Origin of the sequence: Geotalea toluenoxydans JCM 15764 (assembly GCF_001311985.1) — a bacterium.
In the GTDB taxonomy this organism is placed as follows: domain Bacteria; phylum Desulfobacterota; class Desulfuromonadia; order Geobacterales; family Geobacteraceae; genus Geotalea; species Geotalea toluenoxydans.
On the sequence record NZ_BBCJ01000010.1, the window covers coordinates 58,082 to 83,183 of the forward strand.

Genomic DNA, 25,102 nt, shown 5'->3' on the forward strand with positions numbered 1-25,102 from the left:
ACACTCTGCCTTATTTTGCTCACTTGCTTCGGGTGCTCTCTACCTCCTGAGCGCCCGGTGAAAAAGGAAGAACTCTACCGTACCGGCATCTACAATTTTTACAGGATAAAGGAGTCTCCGGAACGTGTGCTTGCAGCATTGAACAAGGATGGTGAGGTAGTGCTGGATGCAGAATACAAGAAACAGCCTGTTTACCTTAAGATCCTTGCCACATCCAGGGGCTTGGTGCTGTCTGTCTCAGAAAGATAAATTGAATGGGAAAGGATTACATGAAACACTTCATACTGGACACCAACGTACTTCTCTATGATCCACAGGCTGTTTTCAAATTTCAGGAAAACAACATTATCATTCCCATCACTGTGATTGAAGAAATTGACCGTTTCAAAAAGGATATGAATGAAACGGGGCGCAATGCCAGGCAAATATCCAGGCTTCTCGACGACCTGCGCAAGCAAGGCTCGTTGTCTGAAGGGATAAAGCTGGAAAATGGCGGCAATATTCGCGTCGAGATCTATGAAGAGCAAGTGATGAAGAGGCTCCCTCCCGAGCTGCGCGAAGAGCGGGGCGATAACCGCATTCTTGCGGTGGCTTTTGACGTCAAGGCAAAAAATGAGAAAGAACCGGTCATATTCGTAACCAAGGATACCAACCTGCGCATCAAAGCAGATGCCATCGGCCTTGTTGCCGAAGATTACGAATCCGACAAGGTTGTGATCGAAGATCTCTATTCGGGATATATCGAAATCGAAGCTGAAGCTGATGTGATTGACCGCTTCCATGGCCAGGGCTGGTTATCCATGGAACAAAACTTCTACCCCAACCAGTTCGTGTGTTTCAAGGACCAGTTGAATGCTTCCCACACGGCTATCGGTAGATACGACGATAAGGAGAATAAAGTTTTTGCCATCAAAAGGTTGGTAAAGAAGGCATCTGGAGCATTCATCCCAGGAACCGCGAACAGGCTTTCGCCCTGGAAGCGCTGCTGGATGACAACATCAAGCTGGTAACTCTGGTCGGCAAGGCCGGTACGGGCAAGACACTGGTTGCCATCGCTGCCGGATTGCACAAGACTGCAGAAGAAAATATTTACAACCGGTTACTCGTCTCCCGCCCGGTATTCCCCATGGGAAGAGACCTGGGTTTTCTGCCCGGCGACATCGAAGAAAAACTCACACCATGGATGCAGCCCATATTCGACAACGTTGAACTTCTGCTTACCGGCCACGAAGGTGAAAAGCGCCATAGCAAGGGCTACAAAGAGCTGATGGCCATGGGCATCATGGACATAGAGCCCTTGACCTATATCCGTGGCCGGTCCATACCCAATCAGTATATGATCGTAGATGAGGCCCAAAACCTGACCCCCCACGAGATCAAAACCATCATCACCCGTGCAGGTGAAGGGACGAAAATTGTTCTTACCGGTGACCCTTACCAGATCGACAACCCTTATGTGGACTCCTCAAGCAATGGTTTAACTTATGTGGTGGAAAGGTTTAAAGGACAAGGCATTGCCGGACATATAACCATGACAAAAGGGGAACGTTCGGAGCTGGCCGAACTGGCAGCCAATCTTCTATAATCAGTAGGATCCCCAATAATCGAGAGGTGTAAGGGCGTGTAAAACCACGCCCTTCTAGTTTATGCTGCTTTTATCAATTGAATCTTCATGTGATGAGACTGCTGCATCCGTTGTCAGGAATGGCAGGGAAATCCTTTCCAATATCGTCGCCTCACAGATCAGCATCCATGCCGATTACGGAGGCGTGGTGCCGGAAATAGCCTCGCGCAAACATCTGGAAACCATTTCCATTGTCATTGAAGAGGCACTGCGCAAGGCAGATCTACCCATATCGGCCATCGAAGGAATAGCCGTCACCCGGGGCCCCGGCCTGGCAGGAGCGTTGCTGGTGGGAATATCCACGGCCAAAGCTCTGGCCTATGGACTCAATATCCCTGTAGTAGGGGTGAACCATATCGAATCCCATATCCTCGCCATTATGCTTGAAAGGGATGTGGAATTTCCTTTCATCGCCCTTGCCGTTTCGGGCGGCCATACTCATCTTTACGAGGTGCAGGCCATCGGCCGTTACAAGACTATCGGCCAGACCCTTGACGATGCGGCCGGAGAAGCTTTCGACAAGGTCGCCAAGCTGATGGGTTTACCTTACCCCGGTGGTGCCCTTATCGACCGCTTGGCGGCTGAAGGCGATCCCAGGGCGATAAAGTTTCCGCGGCCACTGATCCATGAGGATAATTACAATTTCAGTTTCAGTGGCCTGAAAACAGCTGTTCTGAATTATGTCCGTAAAAATCCCGCTGCCATGGAAGGTTCGGCACTGAACGACGTCTGTGCTTCATTTCAGGCCGCCGTCTGTGAGGTCTTGGTGAGTAAAACCAGGGCAGCCGTTATCCAAAGTGGCATCAAGAGACTGGTCGTTGCAGGTGGCGTAGCCTGCAACAGTGGATTGCGCAGGGACATGGCCACCTTTGCCGAAACAGAAGGCGCAGAACTGTTCATACCTTCGCCGCTTCTCTGCTCCGATAATGGAGCGATGCTTGCCGTTCCCGGCGACTATTATCTTTGCAACAATATTGCCTGCGGCTTTGAACTGGATGCCTTGCCCGTATGGCCACTTGATGCTATCTCTTTAACTGGAGGAAATTGATTCCCATGGAGAAAATACGTGCAAAAAAATCCATGGGGCAGAACTTTCTGGTTGATGGCAATGTGCTTTCCCGGATCGTGGAGGCAGTGGTCCTTGAGCCGTCCGACAGGGTGCTGGAGATCGGCCCCGGTCGTGGTGCATTGACCTCCCTGCTGGTAAAGAGAGCCGAACAGGTACTGGCTGTGGAACTGGATCGTCAACTGGTTCCATTACTGGAGAAGGAATTCTCTGGGGCAGACAACTTGGAATTTATCCAGGGAGATATCCTAAAGATTGAGCTTCCTGAAGTCTTGGGCAGCCGCTGGAACGGAAGATGGAAGGTCGCGGCTAATCTCCCCTACAACATTTCCAGTCAGGTGATCTTTAAATTTCTTGATAATGTATCGCTGTTTTCGTCATTGATTTTAATGCTGCAAAAAGAGGTCGGCGACCGGCTCATAGCTTTTCCAGGCACCAAGGAATACGGCATCCTGTCTGTTTTATGCAATCTGCACTTCAATATTTCTCGTGTGCTGATAGTGAAGCCCGGGTCTTTCAGACCAATACCCAAAGTAGATTCGGTGGTACTCAAATTTGTCCCGCTGGCTGCACCACGGCAGGATGTGGGTGACGAGACCCTGTTCAGGCAGGTGGTCAAGGCTTCCTTCAGTCAGCGTCGCAAGACCCTTGCCAACTGTCTGAGGTCAGCCCTGATTGCTGACAATGATGACTTGAATCTCATTTTGTCCCAGGCGGGTATAGATGGAGGACGCAGGGGGGAGACCCTTACCCTGGAAGAATACGCCCGACTTACCAGGCAAGTCCTGGCGTTTCAGAAAAGGCAAAGTCCATGAACTATTTAAAATTTCTAGTTTTTACCCTGAAAACGCTGGCGAAGTGACATCTTCTGTGGTATATAGAACTGCTAAACCACCTGCCTGAGGAGGCATCCTTCAATGAAAATCTGCATTATCGGAACAGGCTATGTGGGGCTTGTTGCCGGGACCTGTTTTGCCGAAAGCGGTAATGATGTCATCTGCGTTGATGTGGATGAAGCCAAGATTGAAGGGCTTAAGCAGGGTGTCATCCCCATATATGAGCCCGGCCTGAAGGAACTGGTCATCAGGAACTTCGCCGAAGGACGGCTATCTTTTACCACCGATCTGGCAGCCGCAGTCAAGGTTTCTTTGATAAATTTCATCGCTGTGGGGACTCCGCCAGGCGAGGATGGTTCTGCTGACCTGCAATACGTTCTGGATGTGGCCAGGGTAATAGGCCGCAATATGGAAGGCTTCAAGATACTGGTGGACAAGTCCACAGTGCCCGTAGGCACGGCAGATAAAGTTCGTGGCGTTGTCAGGGAAGAGCTCCAAAAGAGAGGTAGGGACATTGAATTCGACGTGGTGTCCAACCCTGAATTCATGAAAGAAGGCGCTGCCATTGACGATTTCATGAAACCTGACCGGGTGGTTATCGGCACAGACAATGTGCGCACCGGCGAGATCATGAAGGAACTCTATTCGCCATTTATGCGCAAAACAAACCGGTTGATCCTTATGGACATCCGTAGCGCCGAGATGACCAAATATGCAGCCAACGCCATGCTGGCGACCAAAATCTCCTTCATGAACCAGATAGCCAACCTCTGCGATCGCATGGGTGCCGACGTTTCGGCAGTCAGAGAAGGAATTGGTTCCGACTCGCGCATCGGCTACGATTTTTTATTTCCTGGGGTCGGCTATGGTGGCTCCTGCTTTCCCAAGGATGTCAAGGCTCTGGTCAAAACCGCCGAGGAGAACGACTATGATTTCATGCTCCTGAAGGCCGTGGAAGAGGTTAATGAGCTGCAGAAACTGGTATTGACCGACAAGATCATCCGCTGTCTTGGTGACGGCTCGACCGAATCCCTCAAGGGCAGGACCATTGCCATCTGGGGACTGTCATTCAAACCTCGAACCGATGACATGCGCGAAGCCCCATCCGTGGTTATTATAGGCCGCTTGCTTGAACTGGGTGCTAAGGTTTGCGCCCATGACCCGGAGGCTATCAAAGAGGCACGAAAGATCTTCGGCGATCGTATCACTTACAGCAACAACCAGTACGAGATACTCAAGGGAGCCGATGCGTTGGCCATTGTAACCGAATGGAACGAATATCGAACCCCTGATTTTGAAAGAATCAGGACCTTGCTCAAGAGGCCACTCATCTTTGATGGCAGAAATCTCTATGAACCATCACGCATCAAGGAAGCCGGCTTTGAATATCTGCCCATCGGCCGAAACGGCAAACATTTCAGCACTGCCTGTTGAATAGAGAGGGAACCAAGGATTCACTATGCGCATTCTCGTTACCGGCGGCGCCGGCTTTATCGGCTCGCATCTTTGTGAAAGACTTCTTGCTTCCGGCAATGAAGTTATCTGTCTCGATAATTTTTTTACCGGCAGCAAGAAAAACATTGAGAAGTTGTGTGATGACCGCCGCTTCGAACTCATCCGCCACGATATCACGGAGCCGATTCTGCTGGAGGTGGACCGCATTTACAATCTGGCCTGTCCGGCATCCCCCATTCACTACCAGTACAACCCGGTAAAGACCATAAAGACCAGTGTCATGGGCACCATCAATATGCTGGGTCTGGCAAAAAGGGTGAGGGCGAGGATACTTCAGGCCTCCACATCCGAGGTCTACGGTGATCCGCAGGTTCATCCCCAGCGTGAAGAATACTGGGGTAATGTGAACCCCATCGGTATAAGAAGTTGCTACGATGAAGGGAAAAGGGTGGCTGAAACGCTGATGATGGATTACCATCGTCAGAACGGGGTCGATATCCGGATCATCCGCATCTTCAACACCTATGGTCCCCGCATGGCCGTCAACGACGGCAGGGTTGTTTCCAATTTCATTATCCAGCGCTGGCCGGGGAAGATATAACGGTCTATGGAGAAGGGAAGCAAACCCGTTCCTTCTGCTATGTTGATGACCTGGTCGATGGCATGATGAGGATGATGGAATGCGAAGATTTTACCGGACCGGTGAATCTGGGAAACCCCACTGAGACTACCATTGTGGAGTTTGCACACAGGATCATTCAGCTTACCGGTTCCACATCAAAGATTATATACAAGGACTTGCCCGCAGACGATCCGAAACAGCGACAGCCTGATATTTCCCTGGCCCAGCAAAAACTGGACTGGCGGCCGACCGTTGACGTTGAGCAGGGTCTTAAAAAAACCATCGATTATTTTGCTTCCCTCCTTACTCAAGGTCGTTGATCCGGAGGACCTGACATCATGCGGAAGCGGATGCTTCTTATACCTGCCGGTATCATCGTCTTCATCCTGTTTTTTACCATCTTCGGTGATAGAGGTTTGTTGCGCATTTATCACCTCAACAAGGATAACAAGGAGATTCAGGAACATCTTCAATCGTTGAAGACAGAAAATGAGAAACTGAAGCGTGAGATCGAAGCCTTGCGCAGTGATCGTCGCTATCTGGAGAGCATAGCCCGGCGAGATTTCGGGCTGGTGAGGCAAAACGAGGTGATTTACCAGTTTCCACCGGAGAAGAAAGACCAGTTGACACAGAAATAAATTCTGGGGCCGCTCTTCCATAAGCGAGCCGGAACTGGTTACCCCCACGGACCTGTCTCAACTTGGTTCCATCTATTTACCGAGCACTCAAATCAAAGGATAAAATGTGAATATAAGAACCTCTCGGCAATTCTGCGCCATCTGTGCATGGCGTGAAAATTGCGCGAAAAAATTCTGTGTTTCCGACAATGGTGCCCATTGTCCGGACTTCACCAGGGATATTTCAATCAAAGATACTGTTCAAGAGGACAGTTCATCCAAAGATAAACAGGAGGAGTGATGAAGGAATTACTCCGCACTTTGATCACCCAAGGATTGGCAGGCTGCTATGCCGACGGAAGCCTTTCTTCCGGCGAATTCCCGTCAATCATTATTGAAAAGCCTGCCCATGCCGACCATGGGGATTTTGCGACAAATGTGGCGATGCTCCTGGCCAAGGCGGAAAAAAAAGCGCCCCGAATGGTTGCTGAAACACTTGTCAGCCATCTGGCCGACGGATCGGGAATATGTGAAAAAATCGAGATTGCCGGTCCCGGCTTTATTAATTTCCATCTAAAAGACGAAGCCTGGAGACAGACTCTGCAGGAGGTCGACCAGGTCGGCTCCGAGTACGGAAAAAGCGGGGTCGGTGGTGGGAAAAAAATCCAGGTTGAGTTCGTCAGCGCCAATCCCACAGGCCCTCTGCATATCGGTCATGGTCGCGGAGCTGCCCTGGGTGATACCATCTGCCGTCTTCTGTCAGCTACCGGATGGGATGTTACCCGTGAATTCTACTACAATGATGCCGGACAGCAGATTGCCAATCTGGCTCTTTCGGTGCAGGCCCGCTGTCTCGGCAAAGGTCCGGACGATCCCGGCTGGCCTTCCGACGGCTACCAGGGGGAGTACATCATTGACGTGGCCCGTGCTTACATGGCCCGCGAGACGGTCCATGCAGACGATCAACACGTGACCGCCGCAGGCGATCCCCAGGATCTGGAAGCAATCAGGCGTTTTGCCGTCGCCTTTCTCCGTCGTGAGCAGGACCAGGATCTGGCCGCTTTCGATGTGCATTTCGATGTCTATTCCCTGGAGTCGGACCTTTATGCCGATGGCAGCGTTGAAAGGGTTGTTCGGCGTCTCGTCGACAGCGGCCACACCTATGAACAGGACGATGCCCTGTGGCTTCGCACCACCTCCTTTGCCGACGACAAAGACCGGGTGATGCGGAAATCGGGGGGAGGCTATACCTATTTTGTTCCGGATGTGGCCTATCACCTGCGCAAATGGGAGAGAGGCTTTACCCGTGTCGTCAACGAGCAGGGGGCCGATCACCACAGTACCATTACCCGGGTTCGTGCGGGATTGCAGGCCCTTGATGCGGGAATTCCTGCCGGATGGCCGGAATATGTGCTTCACCAGATGGTGACTGTCCTGCGCGGCGGCGAAGAGGTGAAGATCTCCAAGCGCGCCGGAAGCTACGTTACTCTGCGTGACCTCATCGATGAAGTCGGTCGCGATGCGACCCGCTTCTTTTTCGTCATGCGTAAGCCCGACTCGCAGCTGGTTTTCGACATAGATCTGGCAAAGCAGAAATCCCTGGACAACCCGGTCTACTATGTCCAGTATGCCCATGCCAGGATCTGCAGTATCTTCGAGAATGCAGCAGAGAAGGGATTTGTCGTGCCCGGGGCCGACGGTGTGAATCTTGACCAGTTGATCGAGCCTGAAGAAATGGCCATAGTCAAGGCCCTTGCCTCCTTTCCGGAGGTGGTGGAGGGGAGCGCCGCCAACTTTGAGCCCCACCGGATTGCCAATTATCTTCAGGAACTGGCCGGACTATTTCATGGCTTTTATAACAAAAACCGGGTTATCACCGAAGACAGTCAGCTGACTGCCGCGAGGCTGTTCCTTTTGAAGTGTGTGGCACTGACCCTGAAAAATGCTTTGAACCTGCTTGGGATCTCGGCTCCTGAGAAAATGTAACAGAGGCTTGTATGGTGCTGGACTATTGTGAACGCAGGCCGGTCAGCAAAAACCGTCCCAAAAAACAACCGATTGGAATTCTGGTATTTATAGTTGCCGGGGCAGTCATTATCTCATTCGTTGGAGGTTTTGCCGGCGGGTGGTTTGTCGGCGGTCGAGCGGTCAAGAATACATATGAAAAGGCTGCTGCCAAACCTGCAGTAACACCTTCGCCCGCACCTCAAGCACAACCTGCAGGGCAGGATGTGCCGCTGACCTTTTATCAGACCCTGCCGAATGGGGCAAAAGCCGTTATAGGCAGCGGCCTTAATCCGGCGAAGGCCGGTGACGAACAAAACAAGGCGATACCCGGGCCACAAAACCTTCAGGAGCAAAAGCTTTTATCGCCAGGCGCCCCTCCTAAATCCGAGGCGAATACAGAGACAGCCGCTGTCCCTAAAACGCCTGCAAAGAGCCAGACATCCGGAGAAGGCACTTACTGCGTGCAAATTGCATCGTTGAGGGACAAGACGGAAGCTGAGGCCATCAGGACCAACCTGCTTTCCAAAGGACAGGCGGCTTACATCCTGGAGTCGAATGTGCAGGGCAAGGGAACCTGGTACCGGGTGCGTATGGGCAAGCATCTGAAACAATCGGAAGCAGGCGAACTTGCCGCAAAAGCAGGCAAGGGCGCCATTGTCATTGCCGAATGAGATATAAGGGGCTTTCATGCGGATATTGATAACAGGTGGCGCCGGATTCATAGGATCTCACCTGGCAGAGCGGTTATTTCTCTCCGGCCATGACATTATCATAGTAGATAACTTCAACGATTTTTACTCCCCTGCTGTCAAGAGGCGGAATTTTACAGAAACTGCCGGCAATGCCGCGGCTTGCGGACGTCAACTTCTCCTGTGTGAGGGCGATATTCGGGATGGGGAATTTATTCGTGCCATATTCACCCAGGAGCTGCCTGATGCTGTTATTCATCTTGCTGCTGCCGCCGGAGTAAGACCGTCCATCGACAATCCGCTACTTTACGAGGAAGTTAACGTGCGGGGGACAATGAATCTTCTTGAGGCCGCAAAAGCAATCGGAGTGCGGCTTTTTCTTTTTGCCTCCAGTTCTTCAGTATACGGAAACAATCCGAAAGTGCCATTTGCCGAGGCTGATCCGGTGGATAATCCCATTTCGCCTTATGCTGCAACGAAAAAGGCTGGCGAATTAATCTGCCATACCTATCATCACCTTTACGACATCAACATCGCCTGTCTCAGATTCTTCACCGTTTATGGGCCCAGGCAACGCCCGGACCTTGCCATCAGCAAATTTGTCAGGCTGATTGAGCAGGGAAACCCCATTCCTTTTTATGGAGATGGCAGCACCAGCCGAGATTACACCTACATCGGCGACATCGTTGCCGGGATAGAAAAGGCATTGCAGTGGGTAAATACGGGCGAGAAACGCTACGATATTTTCAACCTGGGTGGCTCCAGTCCAGTCGCTCTAAACCGTCTCGTTAAGATAATCGAGCATCAACTGGGTAAAAAAGCGGTTCTTGAGTGTCTGCCGATGCAGGCGGGCGACGTGGAACGTACTTTCGCCAATATTGAAAAATCGTCGTCCGTCCTAGCTACAAGCCGGTGACACCCATTGAAGAAGGCATTGCCAATTTCGTCCGCTGGTATCAAGACTCAGAGCAATCATTGCCATGAAAAAAACAGCTAAACATTTTTGCCCCCACTGTCAGAAGGAAGTGTCATGGCAGGACAATCCCCATCGTCCATTCTGCTCGGAACGTTGCAAAATGATCGACCTCGGTTCCTGGTTTTCCGAAAACTACAAAATTCCTGGCGAAAAAAAACCGTCTGAGGACGAAGAAGAGAACTAGTCTGTAATCTATCAATCGAAGGAGTTGAATATGTCACAAGTACGTCTCCGTTTTGCTCCCAGCCCGACCGGCTATCTTCATGTGGGTGGAGCGCGGACTGCTCTTTTTAACTGGCTTTTGGCCAAAAAGCAGCGAGGGACATTCATCCTCCGCATAGAGGACACGGATGTGGCCCGTTCAACCAGGAATCTGTTGATGCCATACTTCAGGGGATGGAGTGGCTCGGCCTTGACTGGGACGAAGGCCCGTTCTATCAGTCTGAACGATTTCCGGTTTACAAGGAATTTGTGCAAAAACTTCTTGATTCCGGAAAAGCCTATAAATGCTACTGCACGGCTGAAGAACTCGAAGCGAAAAGAGACCTCGCCTTCAAGGAAGGGCGGAAACCCAAATATGACGGCACCTGTCGCAATCTCCCTGCCGGTGCTCCCGATGACCGGCCCCATGTGGTGCGTTTCAGGGCGCCGCAGGATGGAGTGACAGCCTTCGATGACCTCATCAAGGGGAGGATCTCCTTCAACAATGACGAACTGGATGACCTCATCATCCAGAGGAGCGACGGTACCCCGACCTATAATTTCGTGGTTGTCATTGACGATGCGACCATGGAGATAACAACGGTTATCCGGGGCGATGACCATGTCAACAACACCCCCCGCCAGATACTTCTCTATGAAGCACTGGGGTACCCTGTTCCTGCCTTTGCCCATGTGCCCATGATCCTCGGCGCCGACAAGACACGTCTGTCCAAGCGTCATGGCGCCACCAGTGTCATGGCATACCGGGACATGGGATTTCTTCCTGAGGCGATGGTCAATTATCTGGTCAGGCTTGGCTGGAGCCACGGCGACGAGGAAATCTTCAGCAAGGAAGACCTTATTGAAAAATTCAATATTGAACAGGTCGGCCGTTCCGCCGGAGTATTTAACCCCGACAAGCTACTCTGGCTGAATGCTCACTATATCAAGACCGGCGATGAAAAACGCCTTGCCGACCTGCTGACTCCTTTTCTAGCCGACAAGGGTATCGATTTGACGGAGGGGCCGGATCTGATCCAGGTGGTTAAGACTCTGCAGGAACGGGCCAGAACCCTTGTGGAAATGGCGGAAGGAGCTGTGTTTTATTACCAGCGTAATTTCGTTTACGATGAAAAGGCGGTGGAGAAATTCTTCACCCCTGATACCGCTTCACTTTACCGTCTTTTGATAGGCAAACTTTCGGACTTGGATACCTTTGGCCATGACGGTATTGAGTCTGTTTTTAAAGATATCTGCGGAGAAAAAGGATTCAAGCTTGGACAGATAGCCCAGCCGGTCCGCATTGCCTTGTGTGGTGGCACAGCGGCTCCAGGTATTTACGAGGTGATGACTGTCCTGGGTAAAGAGGAAACCTGTCTGAGACTGGAGAGAGCGGCAGCTTTCATCGATAAAAAGTAACACGGGTGAAGCCATGTCTGGATAATGGTTACCGCCGGAGCGGTAACCATTTTTTATTTTATGTGCTTTCCTAAAAATAAAAAAGGCCCGTTTCAGGGGCCTTAGATTAAATAATTAAGGTTTTTCCCGTTACCGGACATGATCTTCCGGATATGCACCGATACTATGGATGCTCAAATCGGCTCCGGCAAATTCCTGTTCTTCATCCAGCCTGACGCCGATGGTTTTGGAAAGGCAGCCATAGACAATCAGGCTGCTGACAAGGGCAAAGGCAATTGCCAGCACCGATCCCATAAATTGTGACATGAAGGTGACTCCCCCCAAGCCCCCGAAAAATTTTTGACCGAAGATCCCGGTAGCGATTCCTCCCCAGGAACCAATCACCCCATGGAGAGGCCAGACGCCAAGCACGTCGTCGATCTTCAGTTTTTCCTGTTCCAGATGAAAACCGTAGACAAAGATAATGGAAGCGATGCATCCGGTGATGAATGCCGCCAGAGGATGCATGATATCGCTCCCTGCACAAACGGCAATCAGGCCGGCCAAAGCGCCATTGTGGACGAAGCCGGGGTCATTTTTGCCTGCTACAAGTGCCGCAAGAACGCCGCCGACCATGGCCATCAATGAATTTACCGCAACCAGCCCGGATATCTTCTCCAGGTGTCCGGCGCTCATGACATTGAAGCCGAACCAGCCTACGGCAAGTATCCAGGAACCCAGTGCAAGAAAGGGTATATTGCTGATTGGAATCGGATGGGATTTGCCCCGAAGATAGCGTCCCATTCGGGGTCCAAGAATGATCACTGCCGGCAGGGCGAGCCAGCCGCCAATGGAATGGACTACAACCGAGCCCGCATAATCATGAAATTCGGCTCCCCCATAGGTCTTGAAAAAACTCTGTAGCGGTGCAGAATTCTGCCCCCAGATCAGGGACTCGAAGATGGGATAGGTCAACCCGGCAAAAATTGCGCCGGCCAGCACCTGAGGCCAAAACTTCGCCCGTTCCGCTATGCCTCCGGAGATGATTGCCGGTATGCAGGCAGAGAAGCAGAGCAGAAAAAAGAAATGGGTAAGATCGTATCCCTGATTGGCGCCAAGGAGATCGGTGGCTGGCACCAGAAAGGAAATGCCGTATGCAATGGGAAAACCGATGAGGAAATAGACAATGGTTGAGACCGACCAGTCGGTAATGATTTTGACGAAGGCATTTACCTGGTTTTTCTTGCGAACAGTGCCCACTTCGAGAAAGGCGAAACCGGCATGCATGGCGAAGACCATGACGGCGCCAAGCATGAGGAAAAGGACATCGGAACTGCTGTTTAGATTTGCCAGCGTTGGCATTGCTTCCATTTATTACCTCCAGTGGTAAAGCTCTTTACCCGCCTTTGGGTAAGACACGGCTTTGCATAGCAACCTTTTTGCCAATTGTGCATGTCCCTGAAATCACAGGGATAAACTTTCAGTAGCTTTCTTTTTTATCTGCCAAGTGCTTAAAAATTCACCCCCAGTGCCTAAAAACATGACTGCATGAGCGGAAATAGTTGTTGACGCTTAAAAGCTTACATTGTAAATTCTCAACAATTCACGATAGTTCGCCACTGTGGCGACAGCCGGAGAGACCTTTGACCGCCAGAACCGCCCTGATCTATTCGCCGGACTGTGGCTCCTACTGTTATGGGACTGATCATCCATTCAAAGTCCAGCGGTATAAGCTAGCCTACGAGCTTATTCATGCCTATGGACTTACATGTCTTCCCGACGTCAGCGTATGCCGTTGTGGCACCATTACCGATGAACAGTTGCTGACCTTCCATTCCCAAGATTATCTGGCCAGGTTGAAGGAATTCAGTGCCGCAGAAGAATCCAGGGCCGATTTCCGTTATGGTCTTGGTGATACTGAAAACCCTGTTTTTAAAGGTGTGTTTGATTGGGCATGCATGGGAACGGCAGGCACTCTGGAAGGTGCCCGGCTGATCGTCGAGGAAGGTTACAAAGCTGCATTCAATCTTGCCGGTGGTTGGCATCATGCGCACCGCAGCAAGGCTTCGGGTTTTTCCTACCTGAATGACGCTGCTGTTGCCATCAACTACCTCCTTGCCCAAGGAAAGAGGGTGGTTTACCTCGACCTGGATGCCCATCATGGTGATGGGGTTCAGGAGGCTTTTTACGAAAATGATCAGGTTTTGACAATCTCCCTTCACCAGAGCGGGATATATTTTTTCCCTGGTACCGGTTTTGAAGAAGAGATCGGTACAGGGGCAGGCACCGGATATACAGTCAATGTGCCACTTCTGGAACATACCGACGATGCCATCTACATGAAGGCCTTTGATGAGGTTGCATTCCCTCTGATCGCTGCATTTGACCCGGATGTGCTGGTAACCCAGATGGGAGCCGATACCTTTCGCACCGATCCCTTGACAAAGCTGGAGACAACCACCCACGCCTACTCGTACATTGTCAGAAAATTAAAGGCACTGCAAATCCCCTGGTTGGCGGTGGGGGGAGGGGGATACGACAACATGAACGTGGCACGGGCCTGGACAATAGTTTGGGCAGTGATGAACGGCAAGGACCTGGCTCCATCTCTGCCGGGGCCCTTCGTGGAAATGATCAGGCAGATGGGGTTCCCGCACAGGATGCTTCTGGATGCAATGCACTGGGCGGAAGATGATGACCGCAATCGGGCATTGGATGCCATTGAAAGGACCATTGCCAAAGTAAGAAAATCCATTTTTCCTGTGATTATCGGACCATATGGCCAAACTTCCGGGAAATGAGCAGCTGACCGATTTAAGGGGGAATGCTCTCTTTTCCCTGAGAGACATCAGTTTTCTTGATGCCGTGGAGAAAAAAAGAATATATTCAAGGCTCATTCCTGACCGGCTTTATCATGTGCTTGGGATCAGGCCGGGAACCTTTGGCGAGGCAGAGGGTAATGCAAAAATTGAATTTATTGCACCCCGCGGCTTGGGCCTCATGCGAATTGAAGCCAGAATTAATTCTGCCGACAAGGAACGGGTCTTTTTTCTTGAACTGGCAGACACCCAATACCGGCAGATGGAACTATCCTTCTGCATCATCAACGACCTGTCCGCACCACGTTATAATGTGGACAAGGACGAATCGGGCGAAGACAACTGCTTTGCCAGCACCGGCAGGAACATCCCGGAGGAAATCAGGCCATGGAGGCCGGTCTTTTCCCCAACCAGACCCATCGTGGCCTGAGGATGTTCCGGGAAGTTTTCACTCTTCTGGAGTTGTTTGTGGATGGTTTGGGGATGGAAATGATCGTGGCCGAGCCGTTGACCTATGACAATGCCCTGCGTTATGAAAAATACGGATTCGATTACATTACGGGCAAGCGATTGATGCAGGATATAAACGATGGATTCAAGCCGGGGGGCATGTTGTATGCAAGACTTGATAACTCGACTCCCTTTCGCCGTCAGGAAATGGCGGCAACAGCCCTTGGCCGCAGCTGGTCCATCCATGACGGTATTATGGATGAGCCGTGGATGATGTGAAAATATACAAGATGATTGGCCGCTCAGCCGGCGTCAATACCTTTCCCGAGAGGGACAGACTGGAGAAATGACCATCAGACGCTTAACCATCACCGATATGACACCCGTTACAGGAATAGCTTATTACGAACCTTCGGCAGACGCCATCCTTGACGGACTAGATGGCAAGATTCATATTCCCATTGGCAGTATGCCCATTCCGCTACTCCCAGAGGATCACTCTGCCCTTGGCGCTTCTTCACCCGGTTATGACGCGGTGGGTAGGGCATATACCAGCTTTTGCGGGCCAACCCGGATGCCGTCGGCAGCAGCAATTATGCGAGCCTGTTGCAGCAAGCCTATCCCCACTACCTTTCCGAACTGGCAAGCCACATTGTCATGCTGGATCAAAAAGATGTGGAAGTCACATACCTGGACAGAAAAATAAATTATCTGAAGATATTTGCCTTGATTGAGCCGGAAAATGCGCAGTTTCCCTTCGAGATCGGCAAGACTTTGCTGGACAAAGGGTTGAGACTTTCCGCCTTGCATCTTTCGACAGTTTCCCTTTACCGTGCAGCGGATTTTCTCGAAAAGGCACGTCAGTTTGATCCTCAGCATCTGCCTGCACGAAATACCTTGGGCGAGGTCTACTATCTGCTTGGGAAGTATGATAAGGCATTGTCCTGCTGGAGCGGGATCATTTCAGAGATCGACAAAGTTGAGGCTGAAAAGCTGGAGGCACGTCTCAAAAAAATCGAGGCGGGCGAATTCCCGCGCATACCAGTAGTCGATTATCTGGAAGCCGTGGCGGTGGCCATGTCTCTCTTTGAGGCAGGCCAGTACGAAGAGTCGGCGGCCATTTACCAGGATATTATCGATGATGCCGCTTTCTGCCAGCAGTTTCCCCTGCCGGAATTATATTACTACCTGGCGTTATGCTGCAAGAACATGGCAATGCCCAAATATGCGGAAGAATATCTGCAGGAAGCACTCACAATTAATCCGGCCTATGGCGAGGCCCGTGCTGCATTAGACCAGCTGTATTAGGAGATTTATGTTCGGTTTTAGCTCGGGAGACTGGCTGTTCATAGCCCTGGTAATGGTTACAATATTCGGTTGTGTGGCCATCAGCGATATGAACAGGAAAAACAAGTGAAATGTTCCATTGTAACATCGGGCACGACAGGCAGTACAGGAGTTCACCCCCCTTAAAAGGATATTTTGATGGTAGACAGTGAAGAATTGCGCCGCCCTTTGGGATTGACACTTCTGACCGGGCTCTATTTCTTTTTTTTCCTGGTTTCTGTTTCAACCTTCGGCAATCCTTATCCGTTCTTAGGCGATATCTATACAGATTCTTCGGCCAAGGTGCTGGTTTTCATGGACTGTCTGATGTGTCTGTACCTTTTTCTTGGAACGATGAAGCGTCAATTGCTTACGTGGTACATGCTGATTCTTTACAACCTGTTCCAGGTGGTCAACACCATAATCAATCTCACATTCATAAAGCCCCAGGAGGTTGAAAAGCTAATCGGTTCCAGGGTCCAACTGGAGTCATTGTGGACTAATAATATTGCCGCTTCGTTGGCCATTCTTCTTCTGACCCAGTTTATCTACCGCCACAAGCATTATTTTACCAACAGACATAAATATCTGTTTTAAGTTTAGTCCCATGGGAGCTTCTGTGTTTGAAAAAATAAAGCATGGCCTCACCGGTTCCATCTTTGACAATGAGATGGAATGCAATGTCAACCTTAATGACACCCGTGGTGTAGACATCAGGATCGACAAACTGAACAAGTATTTTGGTGAAAAGCACGTTCTCCAGGACATCGATCTGGAGATAAAGGCCGGTGAAACCTTCAGTATAATCGGTCCGTCCGGCACCGGGAAAAGTGTTTTATTGAAACATGTGGTAAAGCTTGAAACACCCGACAGCGGTGAGATCTATATTGACGGCAATCCCATTTTCAACAGGATTAAAAGCAACTCCATCAGAGACTACCGCTACAGTATGGTCTTTCAGTCCTCTGCGCTTTTTAATTCCCTGACAGTTGGCGAAAACGTCGGTCTTTGGTTGCGCGAAAAGCGTATCTGCAAGGAAGTGAGGATCAGGCAGATCATAACTGAAAAACTGGAAAAGGTAGGGCTGCAGGACACGGAAAATTTGAGGACCTCCGAACTTTCGGGAGGGATGAAAAAAAGGGTTGCCATTGCCCGTTCCCTGGCCATGAACCCTGATCTGATACTTTACGACGAGCCTACTGCCGAGTTGGACCCGGTGACTACCGACGAGCTTGCCAACACCATCCTGAAGCTCAAGGAAACCACCAAAAATACGACCGTTATAGTCACTCATGACTTGAACTTTGCACTCTACATTTCTGACCGTATTGCCATGATGCATGGAGGCAAGATTATCGAGGTAGGCTCTCCGGCACAGATCAAAAAGAGTGAGAATCCGATCGTAAAGGGTTTCATCTACACGACAACCAAGGGAATACGAGGGGATTAGATGACAGTCAACAGGGGAATGCTGTGCCGTGTTTTCATTGCCGTGGCTGTTGCTGTGCTGTCGGCAGCCTGTTCCCAGCTGAAGCAGACAAAACCGCTTCTGCCGGTTTCTGACTATGAAAGAATGATCGTCGGCAGGTTTGATGCGGATTATGTGGGAACCGACAATTGCGTTGCCAAATGCCATGCCCATGACAAGATAACCGACGATTTCAGGCACAGCGTCCATGGTGAGCAGATAAAACCGGGAACAGGACTGCCGCTGGTCAACTGCGAATCTTGCCATGGTCCGGGAAGCCTTGCCATAATGGACCTTCCTGAAGACCCTGAATTGAACGACGCCAGGAAAACAAAATGCGATTCCAAGACATTCCTCAATATTCTGAACCTCCCCGCCCAGGCCCAGTCACTTATCTGTCTTAAATGCCATTCCGCAGCTTCCATCCCGACCCTGGCCCACTGGAATGCCAGTGCCCACGCATTGAGTGACGTGAGTTGCCTTGATTGCCATAAGCTGCATCAGGGGCCACAGCAGAAAGTCAAGCATGAAGAAATGGCAGAGCTATGCTATGGCTGCCATCCACAGGTAAGGATTGAAAACAACTTGTATTCACATCACCCCCTGGTGGAGAAAAAGATGGCCTGTGCCGACTGTCATGATGTCCACGGGTCCACACAGGAAAGCCTTCTTAAAGGCGATACTCCAAAGGAAACATGTACGAAATGCCACATGGAGAAACAGGGTCCCTTCGTCTTCGAGCATGGCGATGTCACTGAGAATTGCAACAATTGCCATTCCCCCCACGGGTCAACCAACAACCAGCTTCTGAATACAACGATGCCGTTTCTTTGCCTGCAGTGCCACGCAGGGCATATGGCTGGAACCACTGGAACAAAACAGCTCTTTTCCAATCGCTGCACAGATTGCCATTCACAGATTCATGGAAGTGATATTCCGTCAACTGGTGTAACCGGCCTGGGCACAATGCGTCAGTAAAAAAACCGTTCCGTTTGCGCAGAAGGAGATTGCTGGTGATAAAGCTCTTAAGATTGACCTGTTTGCTTGCGGCAGCATTCGTCACTTTAAATCTCTCTGTTATCAATGCCTTGGCTTCGGAGAAACCAGATACTTCGACCGAGACAGAAAACCATCTTGCTGACGGCTCCGAATTATTGGAGCTGGATGAAGCCCTGCTGCAAGAGGCATTTCCTGCAAAAGCTGCAGAGACCCATTCTTTGCTGGAGGGATACACCGGATACAGATTTCTGACCGTCGACAACTATGGCGGACGCGCTTCCAAATACAATTATCTGCACTCAGGTATTATTGGCGGTGCCAGTTACAACAGGCTGGGGCAGGACCTTAAATTTACCCTGGATGGTAACTATCTTAACGACAAAGATTATTATGGCGATCTGAATTTCGACTATGCCGGTGAATACCGCTTTCATCTGCGCACCGAGGCTCTGTTTCACAATACGACCGGAGAAACACTATTCAGCGAACCGATTGATTTTCCAGGTATCGCTTATATTCCCCATCAGGATTCTTCCCTGACCGGGTATGGCCTGAAAACCGAGCAGGATTCGGCCAGCCTGCGTTACAAAATCCATGACTTTCCACTGCATGTGAACTTGGGCTACTGGCGCATGGTAAAAGAAGGTACAAGTCAGATCCGCTTTGCTGATATTGCCTTTGAAGGGACGCTGAACAACTTCTTTGCCAGGTCCAGATCCGTAAACCGTGAGACACATGAGGGCAAGATAGGCTTCGATACTCATCTGGGTCCGATCGACCTGATATACAACTTCCAGATCAGGCAGTTCAGCAATAAAGCCGAACAACTCAGGGATAATTATGTCGAGCGCAATATCTTTGACAGCATTCACAGGTCTGGTGTACAGGAACATAATGAAGATACGGACAGCCGTTATTTTGCCCATACGGTTAAATTACACACTTCACTGGCAGGCGGCCTTGTGGGGGCAGGATCATACACCTACGGCAAGAGGGACAACCTGTCACGGTTGAACGACACCACGGGAGCCGATCAGACTTCGGCAAATCTGCATAATTACGCAGGTGATCTGGTTTATACGCCGTTCAAGGAGCTGTCGTTAGGGTTTAAATACCGGCGGCAGGAGGTGGAGAACAGCAACCCCTCCACCATCACCAACAGTTTTTTTATCGATAACATCCTGGCTGTTCGCCCTTCCATTAGCACAGAAAAGGACGTAATTCTGGCGACTCTGTTGTTTCGTCCCATCAACCAGCTTACGATCAAGGGTGAATACAAAGGTGAATTCCTGCATCGCAACCTGGTTCATTACCTTGACGAAACCCTCAACTGGTATCTCAATGAAAACGAGAGTACCCACAAGGGGTCGATTTCCGTTATCAGTCGCCCCTTGAAGGGACTCAGGGTGACTGCCCGTTATGGCTATACCTCAACCGACCACCCATCATACGGCACGTCTTTCGCCCGGAAGCATGAAGGGGAATTGACCTCCAACTACAACCTATCCGGAAGGCTCGGCTTCACGGCAAGCTATCGCAACAGCCGAGAATTCAATGATGAGATTCAAAGAAGGGTTATTAGTTCCTCCACCCCTCCCGTTGAATACACCCAGTTCTCTCCCCTTTTATCCAGAGACAAGACCACCCACAACTTCACGACCGCCGTGTGGTTCAGCCCTTTTCCAAAACTTACTGTTACCGCCAGTTACGGGTTTCTGCAAAACGATATGGATCAGGGAATGATGTTTTCCATAACCGGAGATGGCAGCCTGGCAGCATCCAATTACAGGTCCGCGTCCCATCTTTATTCTTTGGGTACGGCCTATCGATTCACCGAAAAAGCGGATCTTTCCCTGACCTTGCAGGAGGTGCACTCGCTCTCGGAGTTCAAGCCTGAAAACAAGACATTTCCTGATCCTTATGGATACACAAGCGGTATTACCGAGCTTTCACGGTCAAAAACGGTTGAGACCTCCTTTTCTGCCCGTGGCAATTACAGGTTTACCAGAAACCTGACCTGCTCGATGGAATATATGTTGCAGGATTACTATGATAAATTTTATTCCCAATTCGATGGAACGGTTCATTCCATAACGGCTTACGTGAGTGCCAAATGGTAGAGTGCCTGTGAGAAGCTGTTTTTATCTGATACTGTTTTTACTGTTATTGACATGTGTTTTACCGTCATATGCCGGCAGGAAGCTTGTTGCGGCAGTTCTGACAAGCGACATCACCCGCTATAAAGAATCCCACCGGGCTTTAGTGAAAACTCTGGCCCTGAAGGGCCTTGACCAGAGTAAAGTAGAACTGGTCGTTCAGACACCAAACCCTGACCCCATTTCCTGGGCAAACACCATCAGAAAATTCAACGGCATCGGTTCCGACATCATAATTACCTATGGAGCACCGGTTACCCTTGCAGCCATTCGGGAAGTGGATAATATTCCCATTGTCTTTGTCGATGTCTATGGGCCTGTTGAAGCCGGTGTCACACGAAGCATGGCTGCTCCCGGCAGAAATCTCACCGGTGTCAGCTCCAAAGTGCCAATGATCACCCTGATAAAAGCAGCCAATGACATCAAACACATCAAATCGCTGGGTATTCTGTACAATGGAAGGGAAATCGGTTCCGTAATCCAGCTGAAAGAGATAAGACGTCTAGCTGCACAAATGGGTTTTTCGGTGGTTGAGCTTAATGTGTCTTCGGCTAATATGCTGGATTCGGCACTTGGTACCTTGACCTCATCGGGTGTCGATTTTATCTATGCTGCCGAAAGCACGCTGGTGACTCGCAGCCTGGAAAAAGTCATTTTAAGGGCCAGGGATCACGGTATTCCAGTGATTTCCCATATACCTGAAGCCGCCGACAAAGGTGCTCTGGTTACACTGGAAATTAATACCTACGAGCAGGGACAGCTGGCCGGAGAATGTGTATCAGCTATCCTTCAGGGAAAGAAGCAGGGGCAGATTCCTGTGGCGACACCGAAAAAAGTAGATCTGGTGATAAATTTGAAAGCTGCCAAGTTGCTTGACCTGAATGTTCCTATCCAGGTGTTGAATATTTCGACCAAGATTGTAAAGTAATTGAAAGTTGCAAAAGGGATCAGAGGTTTTAATGGGTAAAATTTTGATAGTTGACGATGACGCCACTTTCCTGGATATTCTGGGTAATTATATAAAAACCTACTATCCACTTTTAGATGTGGAAACCTGTACCAGTCCGGTCAAAGCCTTGAATGCCATCAGGAAGCAAAAGATCGATCTGTTGCTGGTGGACCTGGAAATGCCCATGCTGGATGGCGCCAAGATATTCAAATATGCTACCGATGCCGGAATCGACAAAAACAGGATTGTCATCCTGTCTGGCCGGGATGCCGATTACCTTCACGAGCACTTTCCCATGGGGACATGCCTTGCCGTGCTTAACAAGTATGAAGCCAAGCAAAAAGACGTGCTTAACATGATCTTCAGCTCTATGCAAAGGAAAGCGGCGAGCTGAAACAACAAAACGACAAAAGGTGAGGTTTGTAGATGGCAGGAAAAGATATATTGATTACATTTTACCGGCAGGATCACATTAGACCTGACTGGAAGGTAGATACTTCCAGTGCGTATTTCCAAATGTTCCTGATTGAGTTGACCGATGATCTGCAGAAATTCGGCATAAAATTGCAGCATGCTCAGAATAATGAGATGGTCATTAACGTGAACAGCTATGCGGATGTGCTTAACGCCGTAAGAATATCCTCACCTGCCGACAATATCGGCAATACATGTGTCGGACACATCATTGACAAAAGTCCCAACCTTGATCTTATGGAAGATCTGAAGCGGGCCGTGAACAGGGTGGCATTTGCCCCCGAAACCATTGCGCCGGAAGCACATAACCGCAAGGTCTGTCATAATTGCGGCTGTGGGTGCTAATCTTTCTCAGGCAACAGGGACGATTCTTGCGGTCACCTTTCCGCAAATTATACTGAGCAGGGCATAGGTGGTGTTCTGGCAACTTTGACTGAGGCAGCCGGGGTTTATAAACAGTACCTCGTGCACATTCTCTATCAGAGGGAGATGAGTGTGCCCGAAGAGAACAACGGATGCACCTCCATCCAAGGCCTTTCGGTAAAGGCCATCCAATCCGGATTTGACGCTGTATCTGTGGCCATGGGTGATAAAGATGCTCTGGCCTGCAAGGCTTATGATAGCGTCTTTGACTGCTGAGCTGCTGAAGTCACAGTTACCGATAACCTTGGTCATGGGTAGCCCGGTAATATCCTCGACAATCGCCGCATCCTCCAGTCCGTCACCCAGATGGATGATATGATCCACCGGACCAGCTTCGTCGACGGCTTTAATTGCCAAAGGATAATTACCGTGGGTATCTGAAAGCAACAGTATATTCATGACCGTCTTTAACCCTTTGTTGTTTCGAATGTTTCGCTTTAATCGTATGATATTGCCACTCTTGATGGCAAGGGAATTCTGGGAATTTTATGAAAAATAAGTGGCTCCTTGTTGCACTGGCTGTCGTAGTCATGACGATACTTTTTTCCCTGATTTCAGTCTTCGTTCTGAAGAGCCTTCTTTCCGATACGGATGAAGTCACCCATAGTGAAGGCGTAGGCCTTATAGAGGTGAAAGGAATTATCCTTGATTCCCAGGAAACGGTAAAACAGCTGCAGGCTTTACGAAAAAACGAAAAGGTGAAGGCTGTCGTCCTTAGAATAGATTCTCCCGGCGGTGTAGTGGGTCCTTCCCAGGAGATTCATGACGCGGTGAAGAAACTCAATTTGAAAAAGAAAGTGGTTGTTTCCATGGGAAGTCTTGCTGCCTCAGGAGGGTACTATATTGCTGTGCCGGCATCAAAAATATTTGCCAATCCCGGAACCATTACCGGCAGCATTGGTGTATTGATGAAGTTTTCCAATATTGAGGGGCTGATGGACAAGGTCGGCATGAAGGCCTTCACCTTGAAAACCGGCAAGTTCAAAGATGTGGGTTCACCTGCCAGGACCATGACCGACCAGGAAAAAGAGATGCTGCAAAGTGTTATTGACAGCACCCATGGGCAGTTTATAAAAGCCGTTGCCGAAGCAGGAAACTGCCGGTGGAAGAGGTTCGGACCCTGGCCAATGGCCGGATCTATTCAGGTGAACAGGCCCTTGCGCTCAAGCTGGTTGACCAGCTCGGAACCCTGCAGGATGCGGTGGAAGAGGCCGGCAGGCTGGAGGAATCAAGGGAGAACCTGAAATCATCCGCCCACCGAAGAAAAAAAAGGTATTTCTCGATTTGTTGGTGGAATCGGCAGCGGAGAGGATAAGCAGTTTTGCAGTTCAGGAAAAAGGGCTGACCGTGAATTATGAGATGAATGGCAACTATGGATATTAAACACGAATAGGAAGTATTATTCAGGAGTTCATATGACCACACCTGCTGAAACCTCTTTCTACCAAACCTTGCCGCTTTCAAGCGACCTTAAGCTGCGTCGCCGTTTCATGGTGGTAGACGAGCCGCTGCTTGGCAACCTTCGCTTTGGGCTTCTCCTTGAGGTTTTGGACAAGGTGGCGGAGGAAGCCTCCCTTAAGTATGTGAATCGCTTTCATCCGGAGGCGAGGGTGGTTACGGCTGCCATCGACAATATCTTCGTCCGCCGCCCAGCAGATGTGACCAGGGATATAGTCTGCCACGCCCGCATCAATCATGTCGGCAAGTCATCCATAGAGGTGGGGATCCGTGTTGAACAGCCTGGCGAACCTGCAAATCATATCGCTTCCTGCTATTTCACCATGGTTGCCCGCTCCGGAATGGGGGAAGGGGCGGTGAGCGTTGCTTTGCCGCCCCTTGATTATGCTGACGGCCATGAAAAGGAACGTTTTGGCAAGGCTGTCGCTCGCAGGCAGGAGTACAAGCAACAGCAGGCAGCCCTGCACGAGCCACCAAGCCGAAAAGAGTATGAAATGCTAACCCGGCTCCATGATGCCCAGGAAAATCCGGGCTTTTGCGGGCATTTGGCTGGGCGGCTGGTGACAGATGCCTGGGAACGTATGTATCCCGAACAAGAGAATGTGCCGCAAAAGATTTTCGGTGGGTATCTGATCAGGCGTGCCTATGAGCTTTCCGCCATCTGTTCCGAACTTGTTGCGCCCAACCGTTCCATAATTGCCGCCGTCAACCGCATCAATTTTTTTCATCCGGTGCGGATGGGGGACAAGCTGCATTTTACCTCTAGAGTCGTCTATACAAATGGCAGTTTCGTCTGCGTCGAGGCTGGCATCGAGCGTATCAGCCGCGACCGCACGGCAAGCGCGCTTTCAAATTCCTGCCTCTTTACCTTTGTCAATGTGGATGACAAGTTGAATCACCAGCCTGTGCCACAGGTATTTCCGACAACCTATGCAGAGGATGGCCGCTATCTGGCAGCACACCGCAGCTATCAGGCCGTGGTCGAGCATCATTCAATAATATGAGATGGGTAGTGATTGAAAACGGGGGAAATAACGCATGCTGATAAAGATGGAATCGGAACAACGGATCATCAGGTTGCAGAAGGCG

The 25,102-nt window shown here is 50.2% G+C and carries 24 protein-coding genes and 4 pseudogenes; 26 read left to right on the forward strand and 2 right to left on the reverse strand.

What is annotated here, in order from left to right:
* Nucleotides 1-57 precede the first annotated feature (57 nt).
* The 12 genes and pseudogenes from JCM15764_RS08235 (at nt 58) to gltX (ending at nt 11,512) form a co-directional block, all read left to right on the forward strand.
* Complete coding sequence (locus tag JCM15764_RS08235) at nt 58-249, forward strand: hypothetical protein (protein WP_230198962.1); 192 nt, start codon at nt 58-60, stop codon at nt 247-249.
* Between the two features lie 20 nt (nt 250-269).
* Nucleotides 270-1,585: pseudogene (locus tag JCM15764_RS28035) on the forward strand (PhoH family protein).
* Between the two features lie 61 nt (nt 1,586-1,646).
* Entirely contained in the window at nt 1,647-2,672 is a 1,026-nt protein-coding gene (gene tsaD / locus JCM15764_RS08245) for a tRNA (adenosine(37)-N6)-threonylcarbamoyltransferase complex transferase subunit TsaD (RefSeq protein WP_054694545.1), read from the forward strand.
* A 5-nt stretch (nt 2,673-2,677) separates the two neighbouring features.
* Nucleotides 2,678-3,505, forward strand: coding sequence for a 16S rRNA (adenine(1518)-N(6)/adenine(1519)-N(6))-dimethyltransferase RsmA (rsmA, locus tag JCM15764_RS08250; RefSeq protein ID WP_054694696.1), 828 nt, complete (start codon nt 2,678-2,680; stop codon nt 3,503-3,505).
* 102 nt (nt 3,506-3,607) lie between these two features.
* Nucleotides 3,608-4,960: a UDP-glucose dehydrogenase family protein gene (locus JCM15764_RS08255; protein ID WP_054694549.1), complete on the forward strand. Its 1,353-nt coding sequence runs from the start codon at nt 3,608-3,610 to the stop codon at nt 4,958-4,960.
* 25 nt (nt 4,961-4,985) lie between these two features.
* Nucleotides 4,986-5,923 (forward strand): annotated as a pseudogene (locus JCM15764_RS08260) (UDP-glucuronic acid decarboxylase family protein).
* An 18-nt stretch (nt 5,924-5,941) separates the two neighbouring features.
* Nucleotides 5,942-6,241, forward strand: a complete 300-nt coding sequence (locus JCM15764_RS08265; protein WP_054694552.1) for an FtsB family cell division protein — start codon at nt 5,942-5,944, stop codon at nt 6,239-6,241.
* Between the two features lie 279 nt (nt 6,242-6,520).
* Nucleotides 6,521-8,206 carry an arginine--tRNA ligase gene (gene argS, locus JCM15764_RS08270; protein ID WP_054694570.1) on the forward strand — a complete coding sequence of 562 codons (1,686 nt, stop codon included), beginning with the start codon at nt 6,521-6,523 and terminating at the stop codon, nt 8,204-8,206.
* Between the two features lie 11 nt (nt 8,207-8,217).
* On the forward strand, nt 8,218-8,898 hold the full coding sequence (locus JCM15764_RS08275; RefSeq protein WP_054694572.1) for an SPOR domain-containing protein: 681 nt from the start codon (nt 8,218-8,220) through the stop codon (nt 8,896-8,898).
* 16 nt (nt 8,899-8,914) lie between these two features.
* On the forward strand, nt 8,915-9,832 hold the full coding sequence (locus tag JCM15764_RS08280) for an NAD-dependent epimerase/dehydratase family protein (protein ID WP_243688597.1): 918 nt from the start codon (nt 8,915-8,917) through the stop codon (nt 9,830-9,832).
* 64 nt (nt 9,833-9,896) lie between these two features.
* The gene (locus JCM15764_RS08285; protein ID WP_054694576.1) at nt 9,897-10,076 is read left to right on the forward strand and encodes a DNA gyrase inhibitor YacG; all 180 of its coding nucleotides are present in this window, start codon (nt 9,897-9,899) and stop codon (nt 10,074-10,076) included.
* A gap of 30 nt (nt 10,077-10,106) precedes the next feature.
* Nucleotides 10,107-11,512 (forward strand): annotated as a pseudogene (gene gltX / locus JCM15764_RS08290) (glutamate--tRNA ligase).
* A 129-nt stretch (nt 11,513-11,641) separates the two neighbouring features.
* On the opposite strand, the gene JCM15764_RS08295 reads toward gltX, so the two are convergent.
* Nucleotides 11,642-12,862: an ammonium transporter gene (locus tag JCM15764_RS08295; protein WP_054694579.1), complete on the reverse strand. Its 1,221-nt coding sequence runs from the start codon at nt 12,860-12,862 to the stop codon at nt 11,642-11,644.
* 272 nt (nt 12,863-13,134) lie between these two features.
* On the opposite strand from JCM15764_RS08295, the gene JCM15764_RS08300 reads away from it, so the two are divergent.
* The 12 genes from JCM15764_RS08300 (at nt 13,135) to JCM15764_RS08345 (ending at nt 22,477) form a co-directional block, all read left to right on the forward strand.
* Nucleotides 13,135-14,292, forward strand: a complete 1,158-nt coding sequence (locus tag JCM15764_RS08300; RefSeq protein ID WP_054694582.1) for an acetoin utilization protein AcuC — start codon at nt 13,135-13,137, stop codon at nt 14,290-14,292.
* Nucleotides 14,270-14,740: a hypothetical protein gene (locus JCM15764_RS28040; RefSeq protein ID WP_369412280.1), complete on the forward strand. Its 471-nt coding sequence runs from the start codon at nt 14,270-14,272 to the stop codon at nt 14,738-14,740. Before JCM15764_RS08300 ends, JCM15764_RS28040 begins: the two co-directional genes overlap by 23 nt.
* Nucleotides 14,698-15,039: a hypothetical protein gene (locus JCM15764_RS28045; protein WP_369412281.1), complete on the forward strand. Its 342-nt coding sequence runs from the start codon at nt 14,698-14,700 to the stop codon at nt 15,037-15,039. Before JCM15764_RS28040 ends, JCM15764_RS28045 begins: the two co-directional genes overlap by 43 nt.
* Nucleotides 15,040-15,318: 279 nt before the next feature.
* On the forward strand, nt 15,319-16,068 hold the full coding sequence (locus JCM15764_RS08310; RefSeq protein WP_243688598.1) for a tetratricopeptide repeat protein: 750 nt from the start codon (nt 15,319-15,321) through the stop codon (nt 16,066-16,068).
* 7 nt (nt 16,069-16,075) lie between these two features.
* On the forward strand, nt 16,076-16,177 hold the full coding sequence (locus JCM15764_RS22455) for a twin-arginine translocase TatA/TatE family subunit (RefSeq protein ID WP_243688599.1): 102 nt from the start codon (nt 16,076-16,078) through the stop codon (nt 16,175-16,177).
* Nucleotides 16,178-16,245: 68 nt separating this feature from the next.
* Complete coding sequence (locus tag JCM15764_RS08315) at nt 16,246-16,683, forward strand: hypothetical protein (protein ID WP_054694585.1); 438 nt, start codon at nt 16,246-16,248, stop codon at nt 16,681-16,683.
* Between the two features lie 22 nt (nt 16,684-16,705).
* Entirely contained in the window at nt 16,706-17,536 is an 831-nt protein-coding gene (locus JCM15764_RS08320; RefSeq protein WP_243688600.1) for an ABC transporter ATP-binding protein, read from the forward strand.
* A complete protein-coding gene (locus tag JCM15764_RS08325; RefSeq protein ID WP_054694592.1) occupies nt 17,537-18,532 on the forward strand; it encodes a DmsE family decaheme c-type cytochrome in 996 nt (331 codons plus the stop codon).
* 35 nt (nt 18,533-18,567) lie between these two features.
* Nucleotides 18,568-20,673 carry a hypothetical protein gene (locus JCM15764_RS08330; protein WP_054694595.1) on the forward strand — a complete coding sequence of 702 codons (2,106 nt, stop codon included), beginning with the start codon at nt 18,568-18,570 and terminating at the stop codon, nt 20,671-20,673.
* 142 nt (nt 20,674-20,815) lie between these two features.
* On the forward strand, nt 20,816-21,637 hold the full coding sequence (locus JCM15764_RS08335; protein ID WP_369412282.1) for an ABC transporter substrate-binding protein: 822 nt from the start codon (nt 20,816-20,818) through the stop codon (nt 21,635-21,637).
* Nucleotides 21,638-21,668: 31 nt separating this feature from the next.
* Complete coding sequence (locus JCM15764_RS08340; protein WP_012647980.1) at nt 21,669-22,052, forward strand: response regulator transcription factor; 384 nt, start codon at nt 21,669-21,671, stop codon at nt 22,050-22,052.
* Nucleotides 22,053-22,174: 122 nt separating this feature from the next.
* A complete protein-coding gene (locus tag JCM15764_RS08345; RefSeq protein ID WP_243688602.1) occupies nt 22,175-22,477 on the forward strand; it encodes a hypothetical protein in 303 nt (100 codons plus the stop codon).
* Between the two features lie 6 nt (nt 22,478-22,483).
* Here the strand turns inward: JCM15764_RS08345 and JCM15764_RS08350 are convergent, their stop codons facing one another.
* Nucleotides 22,484-22,954: a YfcE family phosphodiesterase gene (locus tag JCM15764_RS08350; RefSeq protein ID WP_054694604.1), complete on the reverse strand. Its 471-nt coding sequence runs from the start codon at nt 22,952-22,954 to the stop codon at nt 22,484-22,486.
* An 89-nt stretch (nt 22,955-23,043) separates the two neighbouring features.
* Here JCM15764_RS08350 and sppA point away from each other — a divergent pair.
* Together sppA and JCM15764_RS08360 are read left to right on the forward strand one after the other, a co-directional pair.
* Nucleotides 23,044-23,938: pseudogene (gene sppA / locus JCM15764_RS08355) on the forward strand (signal peptide peptidase SppA).
* A 32-nt stretch (nt 23,939-23,970) separates the two neighbouring features.
* Nucleotides 23,971-25,017: an acyl-CoA thioesterase gene (locus JCM15764_RS08360; protein WP_054694607.1), complete on the forward strand. Its 1,047-nt coding sequence runs from the start codon at nt 23,971-23,973 to the stop codon at nt 25,015-25,017.
* Nucleotides 25,018-25,102 lie beyond the last annotated feature (85 nt).